Annotated in this window: 24 protein-coding genes; 10 read left to right on the forward strand and 14 right to left on the reverse strand. The window is 61.8% G+C overall.

From position 1 onward, the window contains the following. Positions 1-48 precede the first annotated feature (48 nt). Entirely contained in the window at positions 49-249 is a 201-nt protein-coding gene (locus AC1DVV_RS00815; protein ID WP_457279471.1) for a DUF2783 domain-containing protein, read from the reverse strand. Next, a complete protein-coding gene (locus tag AC1DVV_RS00820; protein WP_477666187.1) occupies positions 246-2036 on the reverse strand; it encodes an FAD-dependent oxidoreductase in 1791 nt (596 codons plus the stop codon). Before AC1DVV_RS00820 ends, AC1DVV_RS00815 begins: the two co-directional genes overlap by 4 nt. A 558-nt stretch (positions 2037-2594) precedes the next feature. Here AC1DVV_RS00820 and AC1DVV_RS00825 point away from each other — a divergent pair. The 7 genes from AC1DVV_RS00825 (at position 2595) to queF (ending at position 8900) form a co-directional block, all read left to right on the forward strand. After that, a complete protein-coding gene (locus tag AC1DVV_RS00825) occupies positions 2595-3017 on the forward strand; it encodes a rubrerythrin family protein (RefSeq protein WP_007867167.1) in 423 nt (140 codons plus the stop codon). A gap of 110 nt (positions 3018-3127) precedes the next feature. Then, positions 3128-4477 (forward strand): (Fe-S)-binding protein, encoded by a 1350-nt coding sequence (locus tag AC1DVV_RS00830; RefSeq protein WP_477702447.1) that lies wholly within the window; start codon positions 3128-3130, stop codon positions 4475-4477. Between the two features lie 9 nt (positions 4478-4486). After that, entirely contained in the window at positions 4487-5077 is a 591-nt protein-coding gene (locus tag AC1DVV_RS00835; protein ID WP_457279468.1) for a DUF3501 family protein, read from the forward strand. An 83-nt stretch (positions 5078-5160) separates the two neighbouring features. After that, positions 5161-5937, forward strand: a complete 777-nt coding sequence (gene yaaA, locus AC1DVV_RS00840) for a peroxide stress protein YaaA (RefSeq protein WP_457279467.1) — start codon at positions 5161-5163, stop codon at positions 5935-5937. 15 nt (positions 5938-5952) lie between these two features. Beyond that, a complete protein-coding gene (locus AC1DVV_RS00845) occupies positions 5953-6786 on the forward strand; it encodes a 2OG-Fe(II) oxygenase (protein ID WP_477666189.1) in 834 nt (277 codons plus the stop codon). A gap of 320 nt (positions 6787-7106) precedes the next feature. Then, the gene (locus AC1DVV_RS00850) at positions 7107-8000 is read left to right on the forward strand and encodes an alpha/beta fold hydrolase (protein ID WP_477702448.1); all 894 of its coding nucleotides are present in this window, start codon (positions 7107-7109) and stop codon (positions 7998-8000) included. Positions 8001-8072: 72 nt separating this feature from the next. Beyond that, the gene (queF, locus tag AC1DVV_RS00855) at positions 8073-8900 is read left to right on the forward strand and encodes an NADPH-dependent 7-cyano-7-deazaguanine reductase QueF (protein WP_457279464.1); all 828 of its coding nucleotides are present in this window, start codon (positions 8073-8075) and stop codon (positions 8898-8900) included. A 55-nt stretch (positions 8901-8955) separates the two neighbouring features. On the opposite strand, the gene AC1DVV_RS00860 is transcribed toward queF, so the two are convergent. The 6 genes from AC1DVV_RS00860 to AC1DVV_RS00885 all read right to left on the reverse strand — a co-directional run bounded on the left by AC1DVV_RS00860 (position 8956) and on the right by AC1DVV_RS00885 (position 13046). After that, positions 8956-9816, reverse strand: coding sequence for an enoyl-CoA hydratase-related protein (locus AC1DVV_RS00860; RefSeq protein ID WP_477701843.1), 861 nt, complete (start codon positions 9814-9816; stop codon positions 8956-8958). Between the two features lie 14 nt (positions 9817-9830). Then, the gene (locus AC1DVV_RS00865; protein ID WP_457279462.1) at positions 9831-10160 is read right to left on the reverse strand and encodes a hypothetical protein; all 330 of its coding nucleotides are present in this window, start codon (positions 10158-10160) and stop codon (positions 9831-9833) included. Positions 10161-10270: 110 nt separating this feature from the next. Further along, positions 10271-10957 (reverse strand): cupredoxin domain-containing protein, encoded by a 687-nt coding sequence (locus AC1DVV_RS00870; RefSeq protein WP_477701844.1) that lies wholly within the window; start codon positions 10955-10957, stop codon positions 10271-10273. Between the two features lie 15 nt (positions 10958-10972). After that, entirely contained in the window at positions 10973-11350 is a 378-nt protein-coding gene (locus AC1DVV_RS00875) for a DUF6632 domain-containing protein (protein ID WP_457279460.1), read from the reverse strand. A 126-nt stretch (positions 11351-11476) separates the two neighbouring features. Continuing rightward, a complete protein-coding gene (locus AC1DVV_RS00880) occupies positions 11477-11947 on the reverse strand; it encodes a tetratricopeptide repeat protein (RefSeq protein WP_457279459.1) in 471 nt (156 codons plus the stop codon). A 187-nt stretch (positions 11948-12134) separates the two neighbouring features. Beyond that, entirely contained in the window at positions 12135-13046 is a 912-nt protein-coding gene (locus tag AC1DVV_RS00885) for a serine hydrolase domain-containing protein (RefSeq protein WP_477701846.1), read from the reverse strand. A gap of 58 nt (positions 13047-13104) precedes the next feature. Between AC1DVV_RS00885 and AC1DVV_RS00890 the strand changes: the two genes are divergently transcribed. Next, positions 13105-13329, forward strand: coding sequence for a hypothetical protein (locus AC1DVV_RS00890; RefSeq protein WP_477701847.1), 225 nt, complete (start codon positions 13105-13107; stop codon positions 13327-13329). Here the strand turns inward: AC1DVV_RS00890 and AC1DVV_RS00895 are convergent. The 6 genes from AC1DVV_RS00895 to AC1DVV_RS00920 all read right to left on the reverse strand — a co-directional run bounded on the left by AC1DVV_RS00895 (position 13316) and on the right by AC1DVV_RS00920 (position 18113). Next, a complete protein-coding gene (locus AC1DVV_RS00895; RefSeq protein WP_477666193.1) occupies positions 13316-14149 on the reverse strand; it encodes a PhzF family phenazine biosynthesis protein in 834 nt (277 codons plus the stop codon). The genes AC1DVV_RS00890 and AC1DVV_RS00895 overlap by 14 nt on opposite strands. A 49-nt stretch (positions 14150-14198) precedes the next feature. Then, a complete protein-coding gene (locus AC1DVV_RS00900; RefSeq protein ID WP_477666194.1) occupies positions 14199-14873 on the reverse strand; it encodes a phytanoyl-CoA dioxygenase family protein in 675 nt (224 codons plus the stop codon). Positions 14874-14905: 32 nt separating this feature from the next. Beyond that, positions 14906-15673, reverse strand: coding sequence for an alpha/beta hydrolase (locus AC1DVV_RS00905; RefSeq protein ID WP_477688732.1), 768 nt, complete (start codon positions 15671-15673; stop codon positions 14906-14908). 111 nt (positions 15674-15784) lie between these two features. Then, a complete protein-coding gene (locus tag AC1DVV_RS00910) occupies positions 15785-16702 on the reverse strand; it encodes an LOG family protein (RefSeq protein ID WP_457279454.1) in 918 nt (305 codons plus the stop codon). 56 nt (positions 16703-16758) lie between these two features. Next, complete coding sequence (locus tag AC1DVV_RS00915; protein WP_457279453.1) at positions 16759-17502, reverse strand: anti-sigma factor; 744 nt, start codon at positions 17500-17502, stop codon at positions 16759-16761. Further along, the gene (locus AC1DVV_RS00920; protein ID WP_457279452.1) at positions 17499-18113 is read right to left on the reverse strand and encodes an RNA polymerase sigma factor; all 615 of its coding nucleotides are present in this window, start codon (positions 18111-18113) and stop codon (positions 17499-17501) included. Before AC1DVV_RS00920 ends, AC1DVV_RS00915 begins: the two co-directional genes overlap by 4 nt. Before the next feature lie 225 nt (positions 18114-18338). Here AC1DVV_RS00920 and AC1DVV_RS00925 point away from each other — a divergent pair, with 225 nt between their 5' ends. Both AC1DVV_RS00925 and AC1DVV_RS00930 read left to right on the forward strand, forming a co-directional pair. Next, the gene (locus AC1DVV_RS00925) at positions 18339-18914 is read left to right on the forward strand and encodes a DUF3455 domain-containing protein (RefSeq protein WP_477666197.1); all 576 of its coding nucleotides are present in this window, start codon (positions 18339-18341) and stop codon (positions 18912-18914) included. A gap of 30 nt (positions 18915-18944) precedes the next feature. Then, complete coding sequence (locus AC1DVV_RS00930; protein WP_457279450.1) at positions 18945-19538, forward strand: hypothetical protein; 594 nt, start codon at positions 18945-18947, stop codon at positions 19536-19538. The last annotated feature ends 3 nt before the right edge of the window (positions 19539-19541 follow it).

Genomic DNA, 19541 nt, shown 5'->3' on the forward strand with positions numbered 1-19541 from the left:
TCGACTGGGGCTGGCCGTTGCGCTTGCCGGCCGTTGGCCTTGTAGCGCTCAGGCCTGGCGGGCCGCGGCCACGCAAGCCCGCAGTACCGCGGTGTCGCCCAGCTGGTTGGCCATCAGCAGGATCAGCCGGGCGTTGAGCAGCTCGGATTCCTCCCGGGAGAGGCCCTGGTGGGCGTCCAGCAGGCATTCGTAAAACGCATCGGCGTCCTGAAAATGCAGGCGGGTGATCAGGGGGGTGTCTGGCTTCATGATGCATCCCTTGTTTCGTGGCCGGCGCCCGCACCCATGGCGCTTGCGATGGCGTGGACCACCGAGGCATCCGTACTTTCACCCGTTGCGGCGACGTGTCCGTCGGGCCGCAGCAGCGCCCAGGCATGGCCAAAAACATGGCAGGTCGCCTGCAGATGGCCTTCGCGGTCGATCACATGCTCCCTTGCGGCGGCTTTCTCGCCGGGCCCCAGCACTTGCACGCAGCGCACGTCCGCTTCCCTGGAAAGCGCCGCCAGCCGCGCCAGCCCGGCGCCGGATACATCGCCAAACACCAGCAGCAGCAGGCGCCCATGAGCCCACGTCAACAAGTCCAGCAGCTCGCCTGAGCTGCCATCGGCCCAGGAGAAGCCCGCGTTCTGCGTGGCCCGCCCGCCCGCAGGCCCGCAGACGCCGGACCGCGTGTAGTGATTGGGCGTCGACATGCGCCCGGTGTTCACCAGCTGCCGGGCAAACAGGTGTTCACGCGCCAGCCCCAATGCCGCCGTGCGAAACAGCCGCTCCGCGCCGTCGGCCGGCCGCAAAAAGCGCGCGGTGCGGTTGGTTACCAGCACGTTGTGCTTCGCCGCCTCATGCCTTTCATGGTGATAGCTGTCGAGCAATGCGGGTGCGGCGCGGCCTTGCAGCACAGCGGCCAGCTTCCACGCCAGGTTGTCGGCGTCCTGCACGCCCGAGTTGCCGCCGCGTGCGCCGAAGGGGCTCATCACATGGGCTGCGTCACCGGCAAAGAACACGCGGCCATGGCGCAGGTTGTCGAGGCATTCGCTGCGGTAGGCATAGGGGCCGACCCAGACGATCTCGTAGTCGGCATCGTCCAGCGCCTGACCGGCCTGGCTTTTGAACTGCGCCTTCAGGCGTGCGCGCACCACCTCTTCGCGGCTGACTTCTTCGGGGTTGGCGTGCGGCGGCATCTGGTAGTCGATGCGCCAGACGCCGTCGGCCATCAGGTGCTGCCATACGGCGCGCCCTTCGTTAAAAGGCGCTTCGATCCAGGTGTGGCGCTCCACCGGTGGCGGGTTTTTAAAGCGCACGTCGGCAATGCACCAGCGGTCGTCGCCTTTTTGCGCTGTGACTGCCGCGCCGCACCAGGCGCGAAACGGGCTGCGCGATCCGCTGCAGTCGATGACATGGTCGGCCTCCAGGGAATACGAACCGGCGGGCGTTTCAAGCTGCAGCGTCGCGAAGTCGTCGTTCTGTTCGAAGGCCGTGACGCGGTGGCTCCAGCGGAGATCAATGAGGCGGTCCTCAGGCTCGGGTCGGTAGAGCTGCTCCACCAGGAATCCCTCGACATAAAACTGCTGGATATTGATAAAGGGCGGTTGCCGGCTCAGTGAATGCGTTTGCTGCTGGCGCAGGTCAAATGAATACACCTCGTCGGCGCCCGCAAAGGTGCGGCCCACGCTCCATTGCACGCCTTTGGCGGCGATGCGCTCGTAAGTGCCTAGTCGCTTGAAGATTTCCAGGGTTTTCTGGGCATAACAAATGCCGCGCGATGACGCGCCCTTCACGCCCACGGTGTTGTCTTCGTCCAGCAGCAAGGCCTTGATGCCGTACTGCGCCAGCGCACAGGCCAGCGTCAGACCGGTGATGCCGCCACCCACGATGACGACACCGTGCCGTTTGGCCGCGCCTGTTTGCAGCTCGGGCGGTTCCACGAACGGGTATTCGGGCAGGGTGTAGCCCGTGCCTTGGGCAAATTCATAGCCGTTGGTAAACGCGGCCGCCAGTGTGGCCGCAGCGGCGCTGCCTTTTGTGCTTGTCTCCGGCATGGATTGTTCCTGCGGTTTTTACGTGTTTCGGCTGTTTTATCCATACTGTACGGGCGCGAGCAGCTATCAAAAAAATAGCAACTGCGGGACGCCGGCATGCACTTTTCCGGGAGACCCGGTGCGGTGGGTGGCTCTGACCGTATTGTTTACCTATCCGTAATAAATTTACCATAACGTAATTCAAACAATGATTTGCTGCCGTACGTCGCTGGCTATGGTTGCCTTCCTATAGTTGCCTCTTATTTAATTTGTTAAATTTATTGATAATATTAATTTGATAGTTTTTATCAATGCCATGCATTGATTCCGGCAATTAGACGAATCCCTCCAACAGGTCTATGGTGTTTACGGCCTGTTGAAGCTATTTATGCAAATGCGAGTGGGGTGACGGGGCGTACCCGCCTGCGTTTTGCGCCTTGCTCAAAGCCTTTTTGACTCGCAACGCATCTTGCATAAATAGCTTTAACAGGCCTTAGTCTTCGGTCCTGCGCCAGAAGTCGGGCGTGGGTTTGAAGCATTGACGATTTGTTCGTTCATCAACCCACGAAGGAGATTTCCATGGCTGCTCTAAAAGGCTCCAGGACGGAAGAGAACCTGAAAGCCGCATTTGCCGGCGAATCACAGGCCAACCGCCGCTACCTGTATTTCGCGAACAAGGCCGACGTTGAAGGCCAGCCCGATGTCGCGGCACTGTTTCGCTCCACTGCGGAAGGTGAAACCGGCCACGCCCACGGCCACCTCGAATGGCTGGAGCAGTGCGGCGACCCCGCGACCGGACTGCCGTTTGGCGCCACGCGCGACAACCTCAAGTCCGCTGTGGCCGGCGAAACCCACGAGTACACCGACATGTACCCCGGCATGGCCAAAACTGCACGCGACGAAGGCCATGATGAAGTGGCCGACTGGTTTGAAACCCTGGCCAAGGCGGAACGCTCACACGCCAACCGCTACAGCAAAGCGCTGGCCGAACTGGTCGATTGACTGGACAAGCATGTCCCTCGCTACGCCGCAAGGCGTGGCGGGTTTTGGAAAAGATTCCGCACGAGAGTCTTTTCTCAAACCCCACCTGAGATTCAAAAGAAGAGGCAAGAATGGCCACAGAAGGCAACCTCCAGGCGCCCACGCGCCACGCGATCGACTGGAAAAACCCGGACTTCTACAACGAGGACGCGGCCCTCCACGAGATGGAGCGCATCTTCGACATCTGCCACGGGTGCCGCCGCTGCGTCAGCCTGTGCGGCGCCTTCCCCACCCTGTTTGATCTGGTCGACGAAAGCAAGACCGGCGAAGTCGACGGCGTGGACAAGAAGGACTACATGAAGGTGGTCGACCAGTGCTACATGTGCGACCTCTGCTACATGACCAAGTGTCCTTATGTGCCGCCGCACGAGTTCAACCTCGACTTTCCCCACACCATGCTGCGCGCCAAGGCCATCAAGTTCAAGAAGGGCGAAGTGGGCGCGGGTGAAAGGTTTTTGTCGTCCACCGACGTGCACGGTCAGTTCGCCGGCATCCCCATCGTGGTCCAGGTGGCCAATGCGGTCAACAAGACCAAGCCGGCCCGCGCCGTGATGCAAAAGGTGTTGGGCGTCGACAAAAACGCCTGGCTCCCCGATCTGGCCACGAAAAAATTCCGCTCCGGCGCACTCGAGTCGCCGCCCCACGCGGTGAAAGACGGCGCCAAGACGCCCGGCAAGGTCGTGATTTATTCCACCTGCTACATCAACTACAACGAGCCTGGCATAGGCCACGACCTGCTCAAGGTGCTGGACCACAACGAAGTGCCCTATGTGCTGGTCGAAAAAGAGAAATGCTGTGGCATGCCCAAGCTGGAGCTGGGCGATCTGGCCTCGGTGAACACCAGCAAGGAGGCCAACATCCCGGTGCTGGTGAAGTACGCCAAAGAGGGCTACGCCATCCTGAGCGCCGTACCCAGCTGTACGCTGATGTTCAAGCAGGAGCTGCCGCTGATGTACCCCGACGACGCCGACGTGCAGCTCGTCAAGGAGAATATGTGGGATCCGTTTGAATACCTGATGGCCCGCAAGCGCGACGGCCTGCTCAAGACGGAGTTCAGCTCGCCGCTGGGCAAGATCAGCTACCAGATCCCCTGCCATGGCCGGGTGCAGAACATCGGCAAGAAAACCGAGGAAATGCTCAAGATGGTGCCGGGTACCAGTGTGCACACGCATGAGCGCTGCTCGGGCCATGCCGGCACCTTCGGCGTCAAAGTGCCGTACCACCAGCAGGCCATGAAGATCGGCAAACCGCTCTTCAAAGCCATGGCCAGCCACAAAGACGGCGGCCTGCCTGACGTCATCAGCAGCGACTGCCCGCTGGGTGGCCACCACATCGCCCAGGGCTTTGATGTGAACAGCCTGGGTGCGCCGCCGCAAAAGCACCCGCTCACGCTGATACGCACGGCCTACGGCCTGAAATGAGATCACACCATGAAGACCACCGGAAAGATCACCCGCGAATCCCTCATGACGCTGGAGGCCTACAGCAAATACCGCAAGGAGAACAAGCCGGCCATCATCGCCCACCGCAAGCTGCGCAGCGTGCGCCTGGGTGAGCACATCAACCTGCAGTTTGAAAGCGAAACCAGCATCCGCTACCAGATCCAGGAGATGCTGCGCGTCGAGAAAATCTTCGAGGACGAGGGGATTGAGCAGGAGATCGAAGCCTATGCCCCACTGATGCCCGACGGCAGTAACTGGAAGGGCACGCTGATGCTCGAGTACCCCGACGTCAACGAGCGCAAGCGCGAACTGGCCCGCCTCATCGGTGTGGAAGACCGCATGTTCGTCGAGGTCGAAGGCCATGCGCGCGTTTACGCGATTGCTGACGAGGACATGGACCGCGAAAATGACGAGAAGACCTCGGCTGTGCACTTTGTGCGCTTTGAGCTGAACCCGGCCATGTGCGCGGCCGTCAAGGCAGGCGCAAGCGTGAAACTGGGCTGCGACCACACGCATTACCCGGCGCATACAACGATTGCAGCGGAAACGCTCGCCTCTTTGGCCAGCGATCTGCAGTAGTTGAAGGCTCATGGCTGTGGCGCCACCCTCCTGTCGTAAAGTGGGGGTTTCGCCTTACTTGCCTTACCCCTACGACTCAAAGCATGCTGTTTCTCATCTCGCCGGCCAAATCCCTGGACTACGACACGCCGCCGCACGTCGCGACCCACACCCAACCCCTCTTCACCCGCCAGTCGGCCCAGTTGATTGACGTGCTCAGAACCCGAACCCCGCAGCAGATCAGCGAACTGATGAAGCTGTCAGATTCGCTCGCAGGCCTGAATGTCGCGCGCTACCAGGCCTGGTCGCCGAAATTCACCGCGAAGAATTCCAAACAGGCCGCGCTGGCGTTTGACGGCGATGTGTATGGCGGCCTCGATGCAAAAACGCTAGGTGACGCACAACTGGCCTGGGCGCAGGACCATGTCTGTATCCTGAGCGGCCTTTACGGCGTGCTGCGCCCGCTGGACCGCATGCAGCCCTACCGGCTTGAAATGGGCACGCCGCTGGCCACGCCCCAAGGCAAAAATCTCTACCAGTTCTGGGGTTCGCAAATCTCCGCCTATCTGAACGAGCGCGCGGCCGCCCACACCACACCGGTCATCGTCAACCTTGCCAGCGAGGAATACTTCAAGGCCGTGGACCGCAAGGCGCTCAAGGCGCGCGTGGTGAGCTGCGTGTTTGAGGAATACAAGGCCGGCAAGTACAAGGTCATCAGTTTTTTTGCCAAGCGCGCCCGTGGTCTCATGGTGCGCCATGCGATTGAAAAGAAGCTGTCTACCGTCAAGAAGCTCGAGAGCTTTGACGTCGAAGGCTACCGCTTTGATCCCAAAGTGTCCGAACCCGACCGGCTGGTGTTCCGCCGCAAACAGGCCGCCTGAGCAGCCCAGCCCCGCATGAGCACGCCCGCCCGCACCGACCAGCAGCTCACGCCGGAAGTGCTGGCGTGGATGACGGCGCAGGCAAACCTCGGCCATTCCAGGGACGAGATTTTTAACGCCATGCTGGCAGCTGGCTGGAACCGCGACGCTGCCACGCGGGCGGTGCGCCTGACGCCCGAAGATCTCGCCGCAGTGGTTGTGCCTGCGCTGGCTTTGCCGGTCACCAACAACATGGTCGATGCCGGCGACAAATGGGTGGAAATACTTTTTTTCGCCCAGGTGCCCAATGTCATCGTGCTGGGCAACCTGCTGGGCCCGAGTGAATGCGAGGCGCTGATGGAGGCCGCCCGCCCGCGTCTGGTGCGTTCGCTGACGGTAGATACCAAGACCGGCGGCGAAGAACTCAACCCTGACCGTACCAGCGAGGGCATGTTTTTCAGGCGCGCTGAAAACGCCGTGGTGCGCCAAGTGGAGGCACGTATTGCCAGAATCTTCGGCTGGCCGCAGGAAAACGGCGAAGGGCTGCAGGTGCTTCACTACGGGCCCGGCACCGAATACAAGCCGCACTACGACTACTTTGACCCGACCGAACCCGGCACGCCCGCCATACTGCAGCGTGGCGGCCAGCGCGTGGCGACGCTCATCATGTACCTGCATGAGCCCGAGGAAGGCGGCGCCACGGTGTTCCCGGATATCGAGGTGCGGGTGGCGCCGCGGCGCGGCAATGCGGTGTTCTTCAGTTACCCGCATGCACTTCCTTCCAGCCTCACGCTGCATGGCGGCGAGCCGGTCACCGCCGGCGAGAAATGGATTGCCACCAAATGGCTACGAGAAAGAGAATTCGTGTAACACCCCCGTCCAGGCTCACTGTGTGTAGCCCGTTCCCCCCTCAAGGGTGCGAAAATTTGCTCACCCCTGTTGAGGCTCACTTCGTGTAGCCTCCTCTCCCCTTGGAGGAGACGGCGCCTGCGGCCTGGCGAAGCCAGTTCCGCGGAGAAATAGTTTCACCCCCGTCCAGGCTCACTTCGTGTAGCCCGTTCCCCCTTAAGGGGGCGGTGCCAGCGGCCTGGCAAAGCCAGTTCCGCGGCCCCTGCTTGCGGGTGAGCCTGCGTGACGCATGGGGGACGAGGTGATTGACGCGATTCGGGGAGTGCAGACCATAATCAGTTATGAAAATACGCGCCAACAACATCGATATCGAGATTGAAGACACCCACCCAGGCGACGCAACCGGCCGGCCTGTGGTGTTGCTCATCATGGGGCTGGGCATGCAGCTGATTGCCTGGCCGCCGGCCATGGTGCAGGCGATCGCTGACGCGGGCTTTCGTGTGGTGCGCTTTGACAACCGCGATATCGGGCTTTCGCAGCACTTTGACCACCTTGGCTCGCCTAGCCTTTTGTGGGAGGGGCTCAAGTTCCGTATGGGCTGGCGTATCCGGCCGCCCTACAGCATTGAAGACATGGCCGCCGACACCGTGGGCGTGCTGGATGCGCTGCAAATCGGCAAGGCACATGTGGTGGGTGTGAGTATGGGCGGCATGATCGCGCAGCGCGTTGCGGTGCTGGCGCCTTCTCGGGTGATCAGCCTGACCAGCATCATGAGCTCCAGCGGCGCGCGCGGCCTGCCGGAAGCCAGTCCGGCGGTGGCCCGTGTGCTGCTCAGTCGGCCTGCCGGCAGGGGTGTGCAGGCCGCCATTGACCATACGGTGAAGCTGCTCAAGGCCATCGGCAGCCCGGGCTTTCCCATGGACGATGCCGAGATACGCGAAAAAGTCGCTGCGGCGGCGCAGCGCAGCTTTCATCCGCAGGGCGTTCTTCGCCAGATGGTGGCCGTTGCCGCTGACGGTGCGCGCGCCTCGGCACTTGCCAGGGTGACGGCGCCGACGCTGGTGGTGCATGGCCAGACCGACCCGTTGGTGCCCATGGCCTGCGGACAGGACACGGCCAGGCGCATTCCCGGTGCCCGTTTTGAAAGCATTGAAGGCATGGGACACGATTTGCCGCCGGGTGTTGTCGAGCGCTTGCTGGTACTGCTGATCCCCCACTTCAAAGCGGCAAGCTGATACAGCCCCATCGCTTGGGGCTTTGTGCGGGGCGCTTTCAGCCTGGCGCCGGTTAGCGGCGAAAATGGGTGCATGAACACCCCTGAACAATCCCAGCTCGGCAAATCGTCGGCCTATATCGACCAATACGACGCTTCGCTGCTGTTCCCGATTCCGCGCGAAGGCAAGCGTGCCGAGATCGGCGTCACCGGAACGCCGCCGTTTTTCGGCGCAGACATGTGGACGGCGTTTGAGCTGAGCTGGCTCAATATGCGCGGCAAGCCGCAGGTGGCGCTGGCCCACATCACCGTGCCTTGCGAGTCACCCAACATTGTCGAAAGCAAGTCCTTCAAGCTTTACCTCAACAGCTTCAACAACACGCGCTTTGCCGATGCGCGCGATGTGCGCGAACGCATTCGCGCCGACCTGAACGGTGCTGTCGGTATGGGGGTGGGCATCAAGACGCTGGGCCCCGAGCTGTTTGACCGCGAACCCGTGCATGAACTCGACGGCCTGAACCTGGACCGGCTCGACGTGGAGTGCATTCATTTCACGCCCACGCCCGAACTGTTGTTTGCCGAGTTCGACGAACCGCCGGTTGAAGAGACGCTGACCAGCAATCTGCTCAAAAGCAATTGCCTGGTCACCGGCCAGCCCGACTGGGGCAGCGTACAGATTCGCTATGCCGGCCCGCAGATCAACCAGGAAGGCCTGCTGCAATACCTGGTGAGCTTTCGCAACCACAACGAGTTCCATGAACAATGCGTGGAGCGCATCTTCATGGACATCTGGACGCGCTGCAAACCCATGAAGCTCTCGGTGTATGCGCGCTATACGCGCCGCGGCGGGCTGGACATCAATCCGTTTCGCACCAGCCATCCGCAGGCGCTGCCGCCTGCCATTCGTACAGCCCGCCAATAACTGCCAATGCAGTTTGCTATTAAATTAATAGCTGCTTGCGCAAGTTCTGTATAGGCTAGAGGCCGAATTCATTGAAATTCTTGATCGGTGAAAGTCCGGGAAAGCTCGCCGCGCGTTTTTCCTTCATGGCGGTAACCGCCTCACGGACATGCGCGTTGCTCCAGATCGCGCCCTGCAGCCAGCCCATCTGCTTGAGCGCGTCGTCCACCGAATGGTCACGTGTGTAGTGAATCGCCTGCTTGGTGCCCCAGATGGCCACCGGCGGCTTGGTGGCAATCTCGCCGGCGCATTGCATGGCGGCCGCCAGCATCGCCTCGGCTGAGTCAAACACTTCATTGACGAGGCCGTAGCCCAGCGCTTTGGCCGCCGGCATTCGTCGCCCGGTGTAAGCCAGTTCCTTGACGACCGCCAGCGGCACCAGTTTGGGCAGGCGCTGCAAGGTGCCCACGTCGGCCACCATGCCGATGTTGATTTCCTGGATGCAGAAGAATGCGTCGGCCGTGGCGTAGCGCAGGCAGCAGGCCGTCACCATGTCGACGGCCCCACCTATGCAACCGCCCTGGATGGCCGCAATCACCGGAACGCGCAGCGTCTCCAGCTTGGTGAAGGTGGCCTGCATGTCGCCCAGCATGTCAAAGATGGCGGCGCGGCCCTCGGGGCTCCGGTCGTCCATGGCGATGTCGCTGCCAAAGGTTTCCAGTGCCATGCCGGCGCTGAAGTGCTTGCCGGTGCTGGAGATCACCAGCACGCGCGCCTCGCCAGCCTTGTGGATGTGCGTGAGCGCCGCATCCAGCTCGCGCCAGAAGGTCGGGTGCATGGTGTTCATCGCCTCGGGGCGGTTCAGCACCAGGTGGGCGACGTGGCCGGTGGTGTTGAGGGTGAAGCAGGTGAGGGCAGGTGGGGAGGAGGCGTTCATGCCCACACTCTAAGTCAGGCGACCAGGTCCAGCCAGTCACACCTGAGACGCCGCGCAATGTGCGCCCGTGCCCGTACATAGACATACAGCCGCGGCGCCAGTGTGCCCAGCACGCACAGCGGGTAGGCCCAGGCCGCCTCAAAGGTAAAGGCCGGCAGCCAGCCCATCCAGCCCATCACCCACGCCGTCAGCACTATCTCCCAGAGCTGGCATTCAAGCGGGTGCGCCGCTCGCTGCGCCTCGCGCCAGTCCTTGACGCGCTGCAACTGCGCCAGCGTGATGGGATGCCAGTACGGCGACCGGGCAGGTAGTGATGCCTTGGACGGGTCAGAGGGATCAGACATAAAGCCTCCGTGCGGAAGCTTCAATGTAAGTTTCGTGAAAGGTTCTGTCAATGACCCGAAAGGCCTGAAAGACGCCAAAAAAGCGTCGAAAGATTTCTGGATACGGCCGGCTAAATCCGGCGGCGGCGCGGCACCACGCTCAGCTGCAGCGTGAGCTTGCCGGGCGAGGCGGTCACGGTGTAGTTCTGAGGCGGGATATCGATCAGCTGGTCGGCATGCCAGACCTTGATCTGCGCAGCGCCTTCGGGCAACTGCTCGACCTGCGCTACGCCGTCGGCGCCTGTCAGCACGGCCCAGGGCGATTCGCTCACATAGACATGGCCGCGCATGGAGCCGTGAATGTGGCAGCCCAGCAGCACGGCGCCGGCCTTGTTGAAAGTGGCATCAGCGGTTTTGGCGGGTTTGCCTTCGGGCTTGCCGTCGAGCCGGAGCTCGAACCCCTCGCCCGGCGTTGCGTTGAACTGCGCCGCGCCGGCGGCCGAGCCGCGCACATGGTGTTCCCACGGATCATTGTTGACGAACTGGGCCTTGGCGCCCAGCGCCACCACGCTGACGGCCGGCACAAAACGCATCTTTTCCTGGTGGATCGTCACTTGGGCGGGCAAAGGGCTTTGGGGCGCCCCGGTTTTGGCGGAAGGCACCACGACGACTACGGCGTCCGGCGCCGGCTTGCCTTCCTTGTCGAGCACTTGAATGGAAATGTTTCCGGCTGCAGACCATATAGGTAGTGCGCAAGCAGCTATGAAAAACAGAGCAGTTGGCAGCATCCGGAAGGCAGGGCGTGTTAGCTTGGGCATGGGATTTCTTTCGGCTTAAGCTTCGCGGGGAGTCAGCAATGCCAGCACAGCCGCCACCGCGAACAGCGCCAGGACATCACCCCAGAGGTGCCCCATGTTGTGGTGGCCCTGAAACGACTGCACTGCCATCACCCCGCCGTGTGCAATGCTGGACCAGACGGTAAACCAGATGAGGCTGCGGTGCAAGAGAGGGTTACGGGCGGCAAGCATGAGGAAGATCCCCAGCGTTGCGTAAAGGGCGAGGATCATCTCCAGGTAGTACGAACGACCTTCCGCATGCCACGACCAGCCTGAAGGCCAGATGATGGTGAGCGGCCACAAGCCGAAAGTGAACGTCACCCCTATCAGCACCAGGGCAATGCGCAGGTATTTGATGCGATCAGCGTCAGTCATTGTTTTCTTTCGGATCATCAGAGGTCGCGCACTCAGAGACCCGCTCTTTGTGCGCCGGGAGGTGAGTGGCAACAGGAGACCATTGCAGCGCATACCGCGCCGCAATGGTGGCGGTTCAAGGGCGGCTTACTTGGCGGCCGGCTTGTACTCGGCCACGGCCTTGGCCAGGTCGCGGGTTTCCTCACAGGTGGCGCAAATTGCCTGCAGCTTGGCCAGCTGCGCGTCGGCCTGGGCTTTCTGGTTGGTCTTCAGGTAGGCAATGCCCGAGTATTCCAGCGCACCCTTGTGCTTGGGGTCCAGCGCCAGCGCCTTGCCATAGGCGGCAAAGGCATCGTCGTACTTGCCCATCCAGCGGTTGGAATAGCCGAGGTAGTTGTAGGCGTCGGCATTTTTCGGGTCCTTGGCCACCACCTTGTTAAAGCTGCTCACGGCCTCCGACCAGTTCTTGGCGCTGATGGCTTTTTTACCCGCCGCGAAGTCGTCGACCTGGGCGTTTTTGGCTGGTGTGGTTTCGATGTCGGCAGCCATGGCTGCACCGGCCAGGGCCAGGGCGATGACGGGCAATGCGACCAAGTTGCGGATGGAAAAAGTGTTCATGTCGGGCTCCTTGAGATATCAGTTGATTGAAACGCGCTGCAAACCAGCACCTTATACAAACGGTGTGACAGGGAAAACGGATGCAGGGCGAGTTGTAATTTATTTGTAAACACAACGGCAGCTGCGCTTGATCGATGGCAGGCTCGCTGATTTCTCCTCTGATGGGGAAAGCTGGGCAGCCGCGGGATCACTGGCAGGGCGCTGAAGTCAGCATTTTTACCGCGGTCAAAAAGTCGCCCGGTTTGACCCAGCTCACGTTCCAGTCGCCGGATACAGGGACTTGACGCTTGTGAGCGATGACCATGCGGTGCTTTGGTACCACGAGGATGTATTGCCCATGGACGCCCCAGGCCATGTAAGCGCCACTTAGTGGCGAATCGGCCGGCTCTTCCAGCGTCCACCAAAGGTAGCTGTAGCCAAAGTGACGGCTGGCCGTGCGCGCCGGATGCATTTGCGCGGCCGCGGTGACGGGTGTGGTGATTCGAGTGGCCCATTCTGGGGGAATGAGTTGCTGGCCGCGCCAATTGCCGTGTTGGAGCATCAAGTAGCCCAGTCGCGCCATGTCTCTGGTTGACAAGAAAAAATGATAGGCGGCGTGCCGGGACTTTGCAAGGTCCCCGGTGCGCTGGTGACGAGCGAGGTCGAAGTCTTCAAGCTGCAGCGGCGTCGCAAGATCGTCCGCGAATGTGCGGTAGATGCTGCGATTTGTCAGCGCCTCGAAGACTGTGCCCGCAGCGTTGAAATCCCAGTTGTTGTACAGAAAATAAGTGCCGGGCACTTGTGAGCCGCGCGGTGGCGCCGATGCCAGGTCATCGCCTGTGTTGGCCGCCGGGTGATAGACGCCAGAGCGCGCTGTCAGAAGGTGGCGCAACTTTGCCTGGCGCTCCAGAGGCAATAGACCACCCAGGTCGTCAATGTCGAGGTCGGCCAGTGTTTTCTCCAGATCGATCGTGCCATCTGCGACATATTTCCCATACAGCATCGCCAGCACACTTTTGCGAGCCGAAAACACGATGCTGACGGTATCGACGGGGCCATAGCTGAACAACACCCGGCCGTCCTGCACTGCCAGAACTGCGGTGGAATCAAGGGTTCGCAAGTAGTCGCGTGCAGCATCCAGGCGCTCATGACACGCGGGGCTTAGTGAAGTGGGGGAAATGGGTTCCCACGCCTTCGCCGGAAAGACGGGCGCAGGGGCTGCCGGCGTTGTTGCCCATCCGGCTGCCGGCATCGAAACCAGCAAGGCCGTGACGGAGGCAAGAAAAAAATGCTTCATTCTTGGTCAAATCTTTGCGCAAGGTTGTATCAATCGCCAAACCAAAGAGCCTTCTGGTGCCAGGCGAGATGTTTCTCGCGGGCACGGCAAACTCAGTCGTGCATGACCCGCGCTGTCCCTGACACCTTGATCGAGGCCCCGGGAGCGGGTGGAATTTCCGCGCGCAGGCACGAGCGCATGCCCATGTCTTCACCCTGCACGATATCGATGGCGCCGCCGTGCGGCCACTTCAGGTCGCGCAGGTAGCCTGCAAAAGCGGCTGTGGCTGCACCTGTGGCCGGGTCTTCATACACGCCGCCCGAAGCAAACGGATTCCGGGTGTGAAAAAACCGGGGAGTTTGCGCATGGGCCAGCAGGATGGTCACCAGCCCCGCCTTGTTCATCAGTTCGCGGCCCGTGTCCAGGTCATATTGCATGGCCGCCAGTTTGTCGCGGCTCTTCAGAACCAGTACCAGATGGTCTGCGCCGCCGTGGGCGAGCGCGGGGGCAATGCGCGGGTCCAGGTCATCCGGTGTGTAGCCGAACAGCGCCAGGGTGGCCAGCACCAGCGGCTGTGGGGCAGCCTGGCTGCGCGTGGGCGGCGATTGCAGCGCGGCGGTGATCGTCTCCCCGTTGCGCCGGCCTTCAACCGTGATGCTGGCCTGGTTCAGGGTCAGCGCAAACACGCCATCGCCATGCTGAAGGGCCAGTGCTGCGCCCAGGGCTATCGTTGCATGGCCGCAGAAGGGTACTTCGGATTCCGGCGAGAAATAGCGCACCCGCCAGCCGGCGCCGCTTGCAACGGCAAAAACCGTTTCCGAGAAGCCAAGCTCCGCAGCGATCCGCTGCATCTCACGGTCATCCGGAAATTGGCCGGCGATCATCACGCCGGCGGGGTTGCCGCCGGTGTTTCCGTCAGAAAAGGCTGCAATCTTCAAGACACTCATCGTTTTCCTTGTGAAATGGAAGGCGGGCTGCTTGCCTGTCCGGCGCAATTCATATTGCGCGCTGCCACCGGAGGCCGAAAGGCAATACTCGCGGGCCGAACAAAAAATGCAGCACCCTGCGCATGTTGCCGCTGGTGGATCTGGACGAAGCATGCAGCAGCAGCGGGCGCATGGCCATCGCGCTGCCTTGCCCGGCCGTGCAGGTGAACCCGGCTTGGGCCTGGCGGGCTGCTGCAGCGTCCTTCGCCTGCATGCGGCCGTACAGGTGTGACCCCGGAACCACCCGCAGTGGACCGTCCCCCGGGCCGCAGGCATCGATGTGCAAACGCACCGCCACCAACTGCTCCAGCAGCTCGACGGGCGGCTGGACATAAAGAATGCCTTCCTTCCTGGACCAGCCACTCAGGCTTGCGTGCTCTACGTGATCTGCCACGGGAATGCTCAGGTCCTGGTGCACCGGAACCAGCCAGTTGCGCGACGCCGACTTCTCGAAGTAGGTGCATTGCACAGCCGCAAAACCGGCCGGAACCAGGGGGGCCATTGACACGTGCCGGCGCACTCTTGCTGCGAGCGCCTGGCACCAGGCCTCCGATAGCAGGCAACGTGTTCCCGCCGAGTTGGCGGAAATCCCGGCAAGGCGCGAAGCGGCCGATTCACACTGGGCGGCAGTCAGCACCTGCGGAACAAGTGCGAAGCCCTGAGTGGTGAATGCGGCGTGGTCCATCCCGGCTTGTTTTGCAAAGAGGTGTTGAATGCTCACAGCATCGACTGAAACAGCGAAAGGTACTGCGGATGCTGCGAGACCGTGTTGTGGGAGGTTCCGGGCAGCATCTTCAGTACTGCTGTGCCATTCTTGAAGTGCGCATGCAACTGGTCGGTGCTGGCTTTCGGAATGACTTCATCGTATTCGGCCGAAATCAGCAGCGTGGGCACGGTGACTTTGGCCGCGTACTTCCAGGACTCGAACTTGTCGACAAGAAGCCAGGGGATGGGAAACCAGGGAAAGCGCTGCGCTGCCAGTTCCTGGATGCTGTTGTAGGGCGTCACCAGAATCAGGCGCGACGCGGGCCGTTGGCTGGCCACCCGGATCGCAACGCCTGAGCCCAGACTCCTGCCAACCACGGTGACGTCCGAATGTGTCCGGCTCACATGGTCGAACAAGGCCAGGGCGTCGCTTTGAAGCGCCGCCTCGGTGGGATTTCCAGTACTTCCGCCGTAACCGCGGTAGTGAAGCAGGTAGAGGGCATGGCCTGGAAATGCTTCCGAGAAAGACGGCAAATTCGGCGAAACGTCTTCGGCATTGCCGCCGAAGTAAATGATGGCCTTGGGTCCGGCCGTTTGCCGGGCGGTGACCACGAGCGTGGCGTCGGGTGTCTGGAGGTGGAGCGTCGTGGCCGGACTGCCCCACGACCTCGGCTGCGGGAAATAGATCAGCGAGCGTTGAAACGCAAACAGCGCCGCGCAGATGCCCAGGTAAGCGAGCACCATGACCACCAGAAAAACAGTCACTGTGCGGCGCACCATGAAACTCGGCGTCTTCCCCCGCAGCGCGCCCCGCCAATCAGGATGATCCGGTCCAAAAGGCCACGAACAAGGTTCATCGGATGCGTCGCATTGAGTGAGTGCCTGAATAACTCAGTTCAACCGCATGTCTGCACTGAGTTGTTTGACCAGCTCTGCACTCGTTTCCACATACTTCAAAAATGGCACTTCATCCTTGTTGATGGTCTTGCGCGCCATCATGTCGGTCAGGCGCGCGTCCAGGCTTTGCCAGTGAATTTGGCGATTGCCCACGAGATACACCGGAACCCTGGTCAGCTGCCTGCTTTTGATGATCTCGATGATCTGGAATATTTCCCATTCGGTGCCGGTCCCTCCTGGTGCAATCACGATGGCGGCCGAGTGCTTGATCATCGCCAGCTCGCGGATGGAGACGCTGGAAAAAATCAGGCCATGGGTCACATAGGCATTCAAGGCCTGCTTGGGGTCACCACCATAGGGTTTCAGCGTGTCGTTGGCCGTCGAGCGGTCGTAGTAGGTGGTGTACCCGACGCTGGGGCCTCCCGCCTCTTTTGCGCCGCGGTTGCCGGCTTCCATCAGGCCCGGGCCCGCACCCGTCATTATCGGATACTGCTTGCCATAACGCGTGGTCCATGCGTGAGCAAAATTCCGGATGTCTGCGTAGATGGCATCGTTTGCCGCCCTGATGGTGTCGTTGCAGTTCTCACCGCGCGCGTCGCAGGCGGCATTTTTCTCGCGGATACGGGAGCTGCCATAGATGGAGACAAAGCCCCGCGGAAAATGCATGGCCTTCAGGGCGTCAGAGCAGTAGGTGTCCTGAGCCATCAGTTTCACGGGGACGATGTTTTCAACGCCCGCATAGGGGCCGATGTAATCGGCGTTCGGGACATCTGCTTTCGCTACTGCGCACTCCAGCCGTAGCTCCGTGGGCTTGATCGCAGACGTTGCTGTGGTTGGCGGTGGTGTTGCACACCCGAGGAGGGTGGCGGTGACCACACCGAGGGATAGAAACAAATTGAGGCTGGCGTTCATGCTGGTTCTCCTTTTTACGGTACCTACCCGGATTGAGGCCCCGGATGCCGCCACGCTCACCACAGCTTGGCGCAATTGCCGCTGAACACCACGGTTCCGCTCGGGCTGGCGGGTGTGGCGCTGGTTTCCAGTGTCACCACCAGCTTGCTGACCTTGGACAGCAGCTTTTCCGACGTATCGGGCAGCATGGAAACCGCCGATCCGCTCGTGGGCACGGTGCCCAGCGAGAACGCCGGGCCATTGGCCGGCACGGCCCACAGCACCAGTGTTCCGGTGGCCGGCGGTGTGATCGGGCCTATGACCTTGACCGTCATGGTCTTGCCGTGGCGCAGCGAACTGGCCAGCAGCTTGCCGTTGCCCTGGGCGTCGGTGAGCAGGCCCACATAGCTTTGCGGCAGCCTTTCGCCCGAGCGCATCGCGATCTGGTCGCTGGACATGAACAGGGTGGGCATGGCGATAAAGAAAACGCTGGCCGCGATCACCCCGGCGGCCAGGCCGCCGAAGCCGAAACCGGCAGGTTTGAGCCAGCCCAGCCAGGACGGTTTTGTTTGCGGCGCCCGTTGCGGCCCTGCGGGTCGTGTGCGTGCTGCGATGGCAGCCCACACCCTGGGAGACGGTTTGTGCGCCGGTACCGACATGGCGAGTTGACCCAGCCGGGCTTCCCATTGTGTGACGCGCACGCGCACATCGGCACGGTCGCGCTGCAGGCGCTCAAAGCGGCGGCGCGCGCCATCTTGCAGCGTACCCAGCACATAGGCCGATGCGAGGTGTTCGAGCAATTCGGGGCTGGAATATCTCATGACGCCACCACCCCTTGCGCCGCCAGGCAGCCCTTGAGTTTTTCGAGCCCGCGCCGTATCCAGGCTTTCACCGAACCCAGCGGCGCGCCCATTTGCGCGGCCACTTCGGTATGCGACAGGCCCTGGTAATACGCCAGCGCCAGGCTTTGGCGGTGGCTGCCTTCCAGTGCATTCATGCAGCCTTCGATGTGCAGGGCCTCTGTGGCCTGCTCCAGCAGCTGCATGGCGCTGGGGGTGGGTGTGGCGGTGGTTTCGGTGTCTTCCTCATCCACATCACCGGAGTCGGGCAACTCGCTTTCCTTGCGGCGCGTGCGGGAGCGCAGGGCGTCCAGCGCCTTGTTGCGGACGATGGCGATCAGCCACGTCATGGGTTGAATGGTTTGCCCGTCTACCTCACTGCGGTAGCCGGCAGCGTTTTTCCAGATGCTCACGTAAGCCTCTTGCAGCACATCTTCGGCCGCGTGTCCTTGTCCCAATATACGTACGGCAACGCCAAACAGATGCGTGTGGGTGCGTTCATAGACCTGCGCAAAGCAGGCGTGGTCGCCTTGCCCTGCGCCGGCGATCAGCGCCTGCAGGCTACGGGTGTCCGTGTCGGGGGCCAGTTTCATGCGGCTGAGTATAGGGAGTTACGCCCAAGCGGCAAATCTTCCCCGGGCATGGCATTTTTTTCAGAAAAAGCTGCATCCAATCGACGCTTGCTGTCGTTTGTCCCTGGTAGGCCGGGCGCCGCGCCGGCCCACGCCCCCTTCCGCCATGTGGTTGTTGGGACTTTTTTACTTTCTTTTAACCCGGAGACCTGTCAATATTTGCAGGACTCCTCTCAGGAGATCGCCATGACACCGATAGCAACCGCCACCCAACCCAGGCTTCACGCAGGCCTTGCCGCTGCCGCGTTGTGTACTGGACTGCTGCTAAGCGCCTGCGCCGGTGGCCCGGCCGCACCAATGGATGTCAAGCCGGTGCCCGCCGCGCTCAAGCCGGCCGACGGCGAACGCGCGGCCTTCACCTGGCATGCGGTGGGCTCGCAGATTTATGAGTGCCGCTCCGGCGACAAGGGCTGGGCCTGGGTGTTTGTTGCGCCAGAGGCAGACCTCTTCAACCAGAAAGACGAAAAAGTCGGCACGCATGGCGCCGGCCCGAACTGGACCGCGCTGGACGGCAGCAAAACCGTGGGCACGGTCAAAGCGCGCGCCGACGGCGAGCGTCCCGCCGACATCCCGCTGCTGCTGCTGACGGCCAAATCTGCCGGCATGCCCGGCAAGATGGCCACCGTTACCAGCGTGCAGCGCCTGAACACCGAGGGCGGCAATGCGCCGGCCAAAGGCTGCACCACACCGGCCGATGCGGGCAAACGCGTCAAGGAAGGCTATACCGCCGACTACGTGTTTTTCACCGCCCAAAAAGCCTGACCCACAAAGCCAGAGGAAGCGAGGCCTGACATGTCCGTGCTCAAGAACCTTTTCAGCGCCAGCAAGAGTCCCAAGCACGATGCCACGGGGCCTGAGACGGGTCCGGTCAAGATGAATCTTGACGAGCGCATGGCGTTTCGGCGCGAGATGCTGTTCGAGGCCATCAAGGTCACGATGCAGGCCCACGGAATTTTGTCGGCCAGCTACAAATTCCGCGTGGTGCGTAACGACAAGCGAGGCCACCAGTACATGGTGCTGGTGGACCTTTCCACCGACTTCCTGGACAACCGGGAAGGTGGGCCCGCCCGGCTGGTCGAGGTGGGTGCGGCTATCGCCAAAAATGCCGCTGCGCGTTACAACCTGCTGGTCAGCGGCGTGTACTGGCAGATCAATGAGCAGATTCAGGCCTTCGCGCCCAGCCGGCCCGTCTCCTTGCCCGCGAGCCCGGATGCGGCCAGCCCACCGCCACCGGTACAACGCCGGGAGCGAGCCACGGCGGAAGAACTCGCGGCCTTTGAAGCCGCCTGGGAGAAGGGGCGGGCGCTGCATATCGGCGACCGGGTCTATTCGTCCGACCTGTCGCCGCTGGAGCCTGATTCCCAGAAGGACGACAGCCGGCGCTAACAA

The organism is Polaromonas sp. P3_B4, assembly GCF_056402835.1.

What these genes read in the sequence shown, in the direction of transcription:
- AC1DVV_RS00815 (WP_457279471.1), bottom strand. Translation starts at nt 249, where the DNA reads ATGAAGCCAGACACCCCCCTGATCACCCGCCTGCATTTTCAGGACGCC.
- AC1DVV_RS00820 (WP_477666187.1), bottom strand. Translation starts at nt 2,036, where the DNA reads ATGCCGGAGACAAGCACAAAAGGCAGCGCCGCTGCGGCCACACTGGCG.
- AC1DVV_RS00825 (WP_007867167.1), top strand. Translation starts at nt 2,595, where the DNA reads ATGGCTGCTCTAAAAGGCTCCAGGACGGAAGAGAACCTGAAAGCCGCA.
- AC1DVV_RS00830 (WP_477702447.1), top strand. Translation starts at nt 3,128, where the DNA reads ATGGCCACAGAAGGCAACCTCCAGGCGCCCACGCGCCACGCGATCGAC.
- AC1DVV_RS00835 (WP_457279468.1), top strand. Translation starts at nt 4,487, where the DNA reads ATGAAGACCACCGGAAAGATCACCCGCGAATCCCTCATGACGCTGGAG.
- yaaA (WP_457279467.1), top strand. Translation starts at nt 5,161, where the DNA reads ATGCTGTTTCTCATCTCGCCGGCCAAATCCCTGGACTACGACACGCCG.
- AC1DVV_RS00845 (WP_477666189.1), top strand. Translation starts at nt 5,953, where the DNA reads ATGAGCACGCCCGCCCGCACCGACCAGCAGCTCACGCCGGAAGTGCTG.
- AC1DVV_RS00850 (WP_477702448.1), top strand. Translation starts at nt 7,107, where the DNA reads ATGAAAATACGCGCCAACAACATCGATATCGAGATTGAAGACACCCAC.
- queF (WP_457279464.1), top strand. Translation starts at nt 8,073, where the DNA reads ATGAACACCCCTGAACAATCCCAGCTCGGCAAATCGTCGGCCTATATC.
- AC1DVV_RS00860 (WP_477701843.1), bottom strand. Translation starts at nt 9,816, where the DNA reads ATGAACGCCTCCTCCCCACCTGCCCTCACCTGCTTCACCCTCAACACC.
- AC1DVV_RS00865 (WP_457279462.1), bottom strand. Translation starts at nt 10,160, where the DNA reads ATGTCTGATCCCTCTGACCCGTCCAAGGCATCACTACCTGCCCGGTCG.
- AC1DVV_RS00870 (WP_477701844.1), bottom strand. Translation starts at nt 10,957, where the DNA reads ATGCCCAAGCTAACACGCCCTGCCTTCCGGATGCTGCCAACTGCTCTG.
- AC1DVV_RS00875 (WP_457279460.1), bottom strand. Translation starts at nt 11,350, where the DNA reads ATGACTGACGCTGATCGCATCAAATACCTGCGCATTGCCCTGGTGCTG.
- AC1DVV_RS00880 (WP_457279459.1), bottom strand. Translation starts at nt 11,947, where the DNA reads ATGAACACTTTTTCCATCCGCAACTTGGTCGCATTGCCCGTCATCGCC.
- AC1DVV_RS00890 (WP_477701847.1), top strand. Translation starts at nt 13,105, where the DNA reads ATGGGTTCCCACGCCTTCGCCGGAAAGACGGGCGCAGGGGCTGCCGGC.
- AC1DVV_RS00895 (WP_477666193.1), bottom strand. Translation starts at nt 14,149, where the DNA reads ATGAGTGTCTTGAAGATTGCAGCCTTTTCTGACGGAAACACCGGCGGC.
- AC1DVV_RS00900 (WP_477666194.1), bottom strand. Translation starts at nt 14,873, where the DNA reads ATGGACCACGCCGCATTCACCACTCAGGGCTTCGCACTTGTTCCGCAG.
- AC1DVV_RS00905 (WP_477688732.1), bottom strand. Translation starts at nt 15,673, where the DNA reads ATGGTGCGCCGCACAGTGACTGTTTTTCTGGTGGTCATGGTGCTCGCT.
- AC1DVV_RS00910 (WP_457279454.1), bottom strand. Translation starts at nt 16,702, where the DNA reads ATGAACGCCAGCCTCAATTTGTTTCTATCCCTCGGTGTGGTCACCGCC.
- AC1DVV_RS00915 (WP_457279453.1), bottom strand. Translation starts at nt 17,502, where the DNA reads ATGAGATATTCCAGCCCCGAATTGCTCGAACACCTCGCATCGGCCTAT.
- AC1DVV_RS00920 (WP_457279452.1), bottom strand. Translation starts at nt 18,113, where the DNA reads ATGAAACTGGCCCCCGACACGGACACCCGTAGCCTGCAGGCGCTGATC.
- AC1DVV_RS00925 (WP_477666197.1), top strand. Translation starts at nt 18,339, where the DNA reads ATGACACCGATAGCAACCGCCACCCAACCCAGGCTTCACGCAGGCCTT.
- AC1DVV_RS00930 (WP_457279450.1), top strand. Translation starts at nt 18,945, where the DNA reads ATGTCCGTGCTCAAGAACCTTTTCAGCGCCAGCAAGAGTCCCAAGCAC.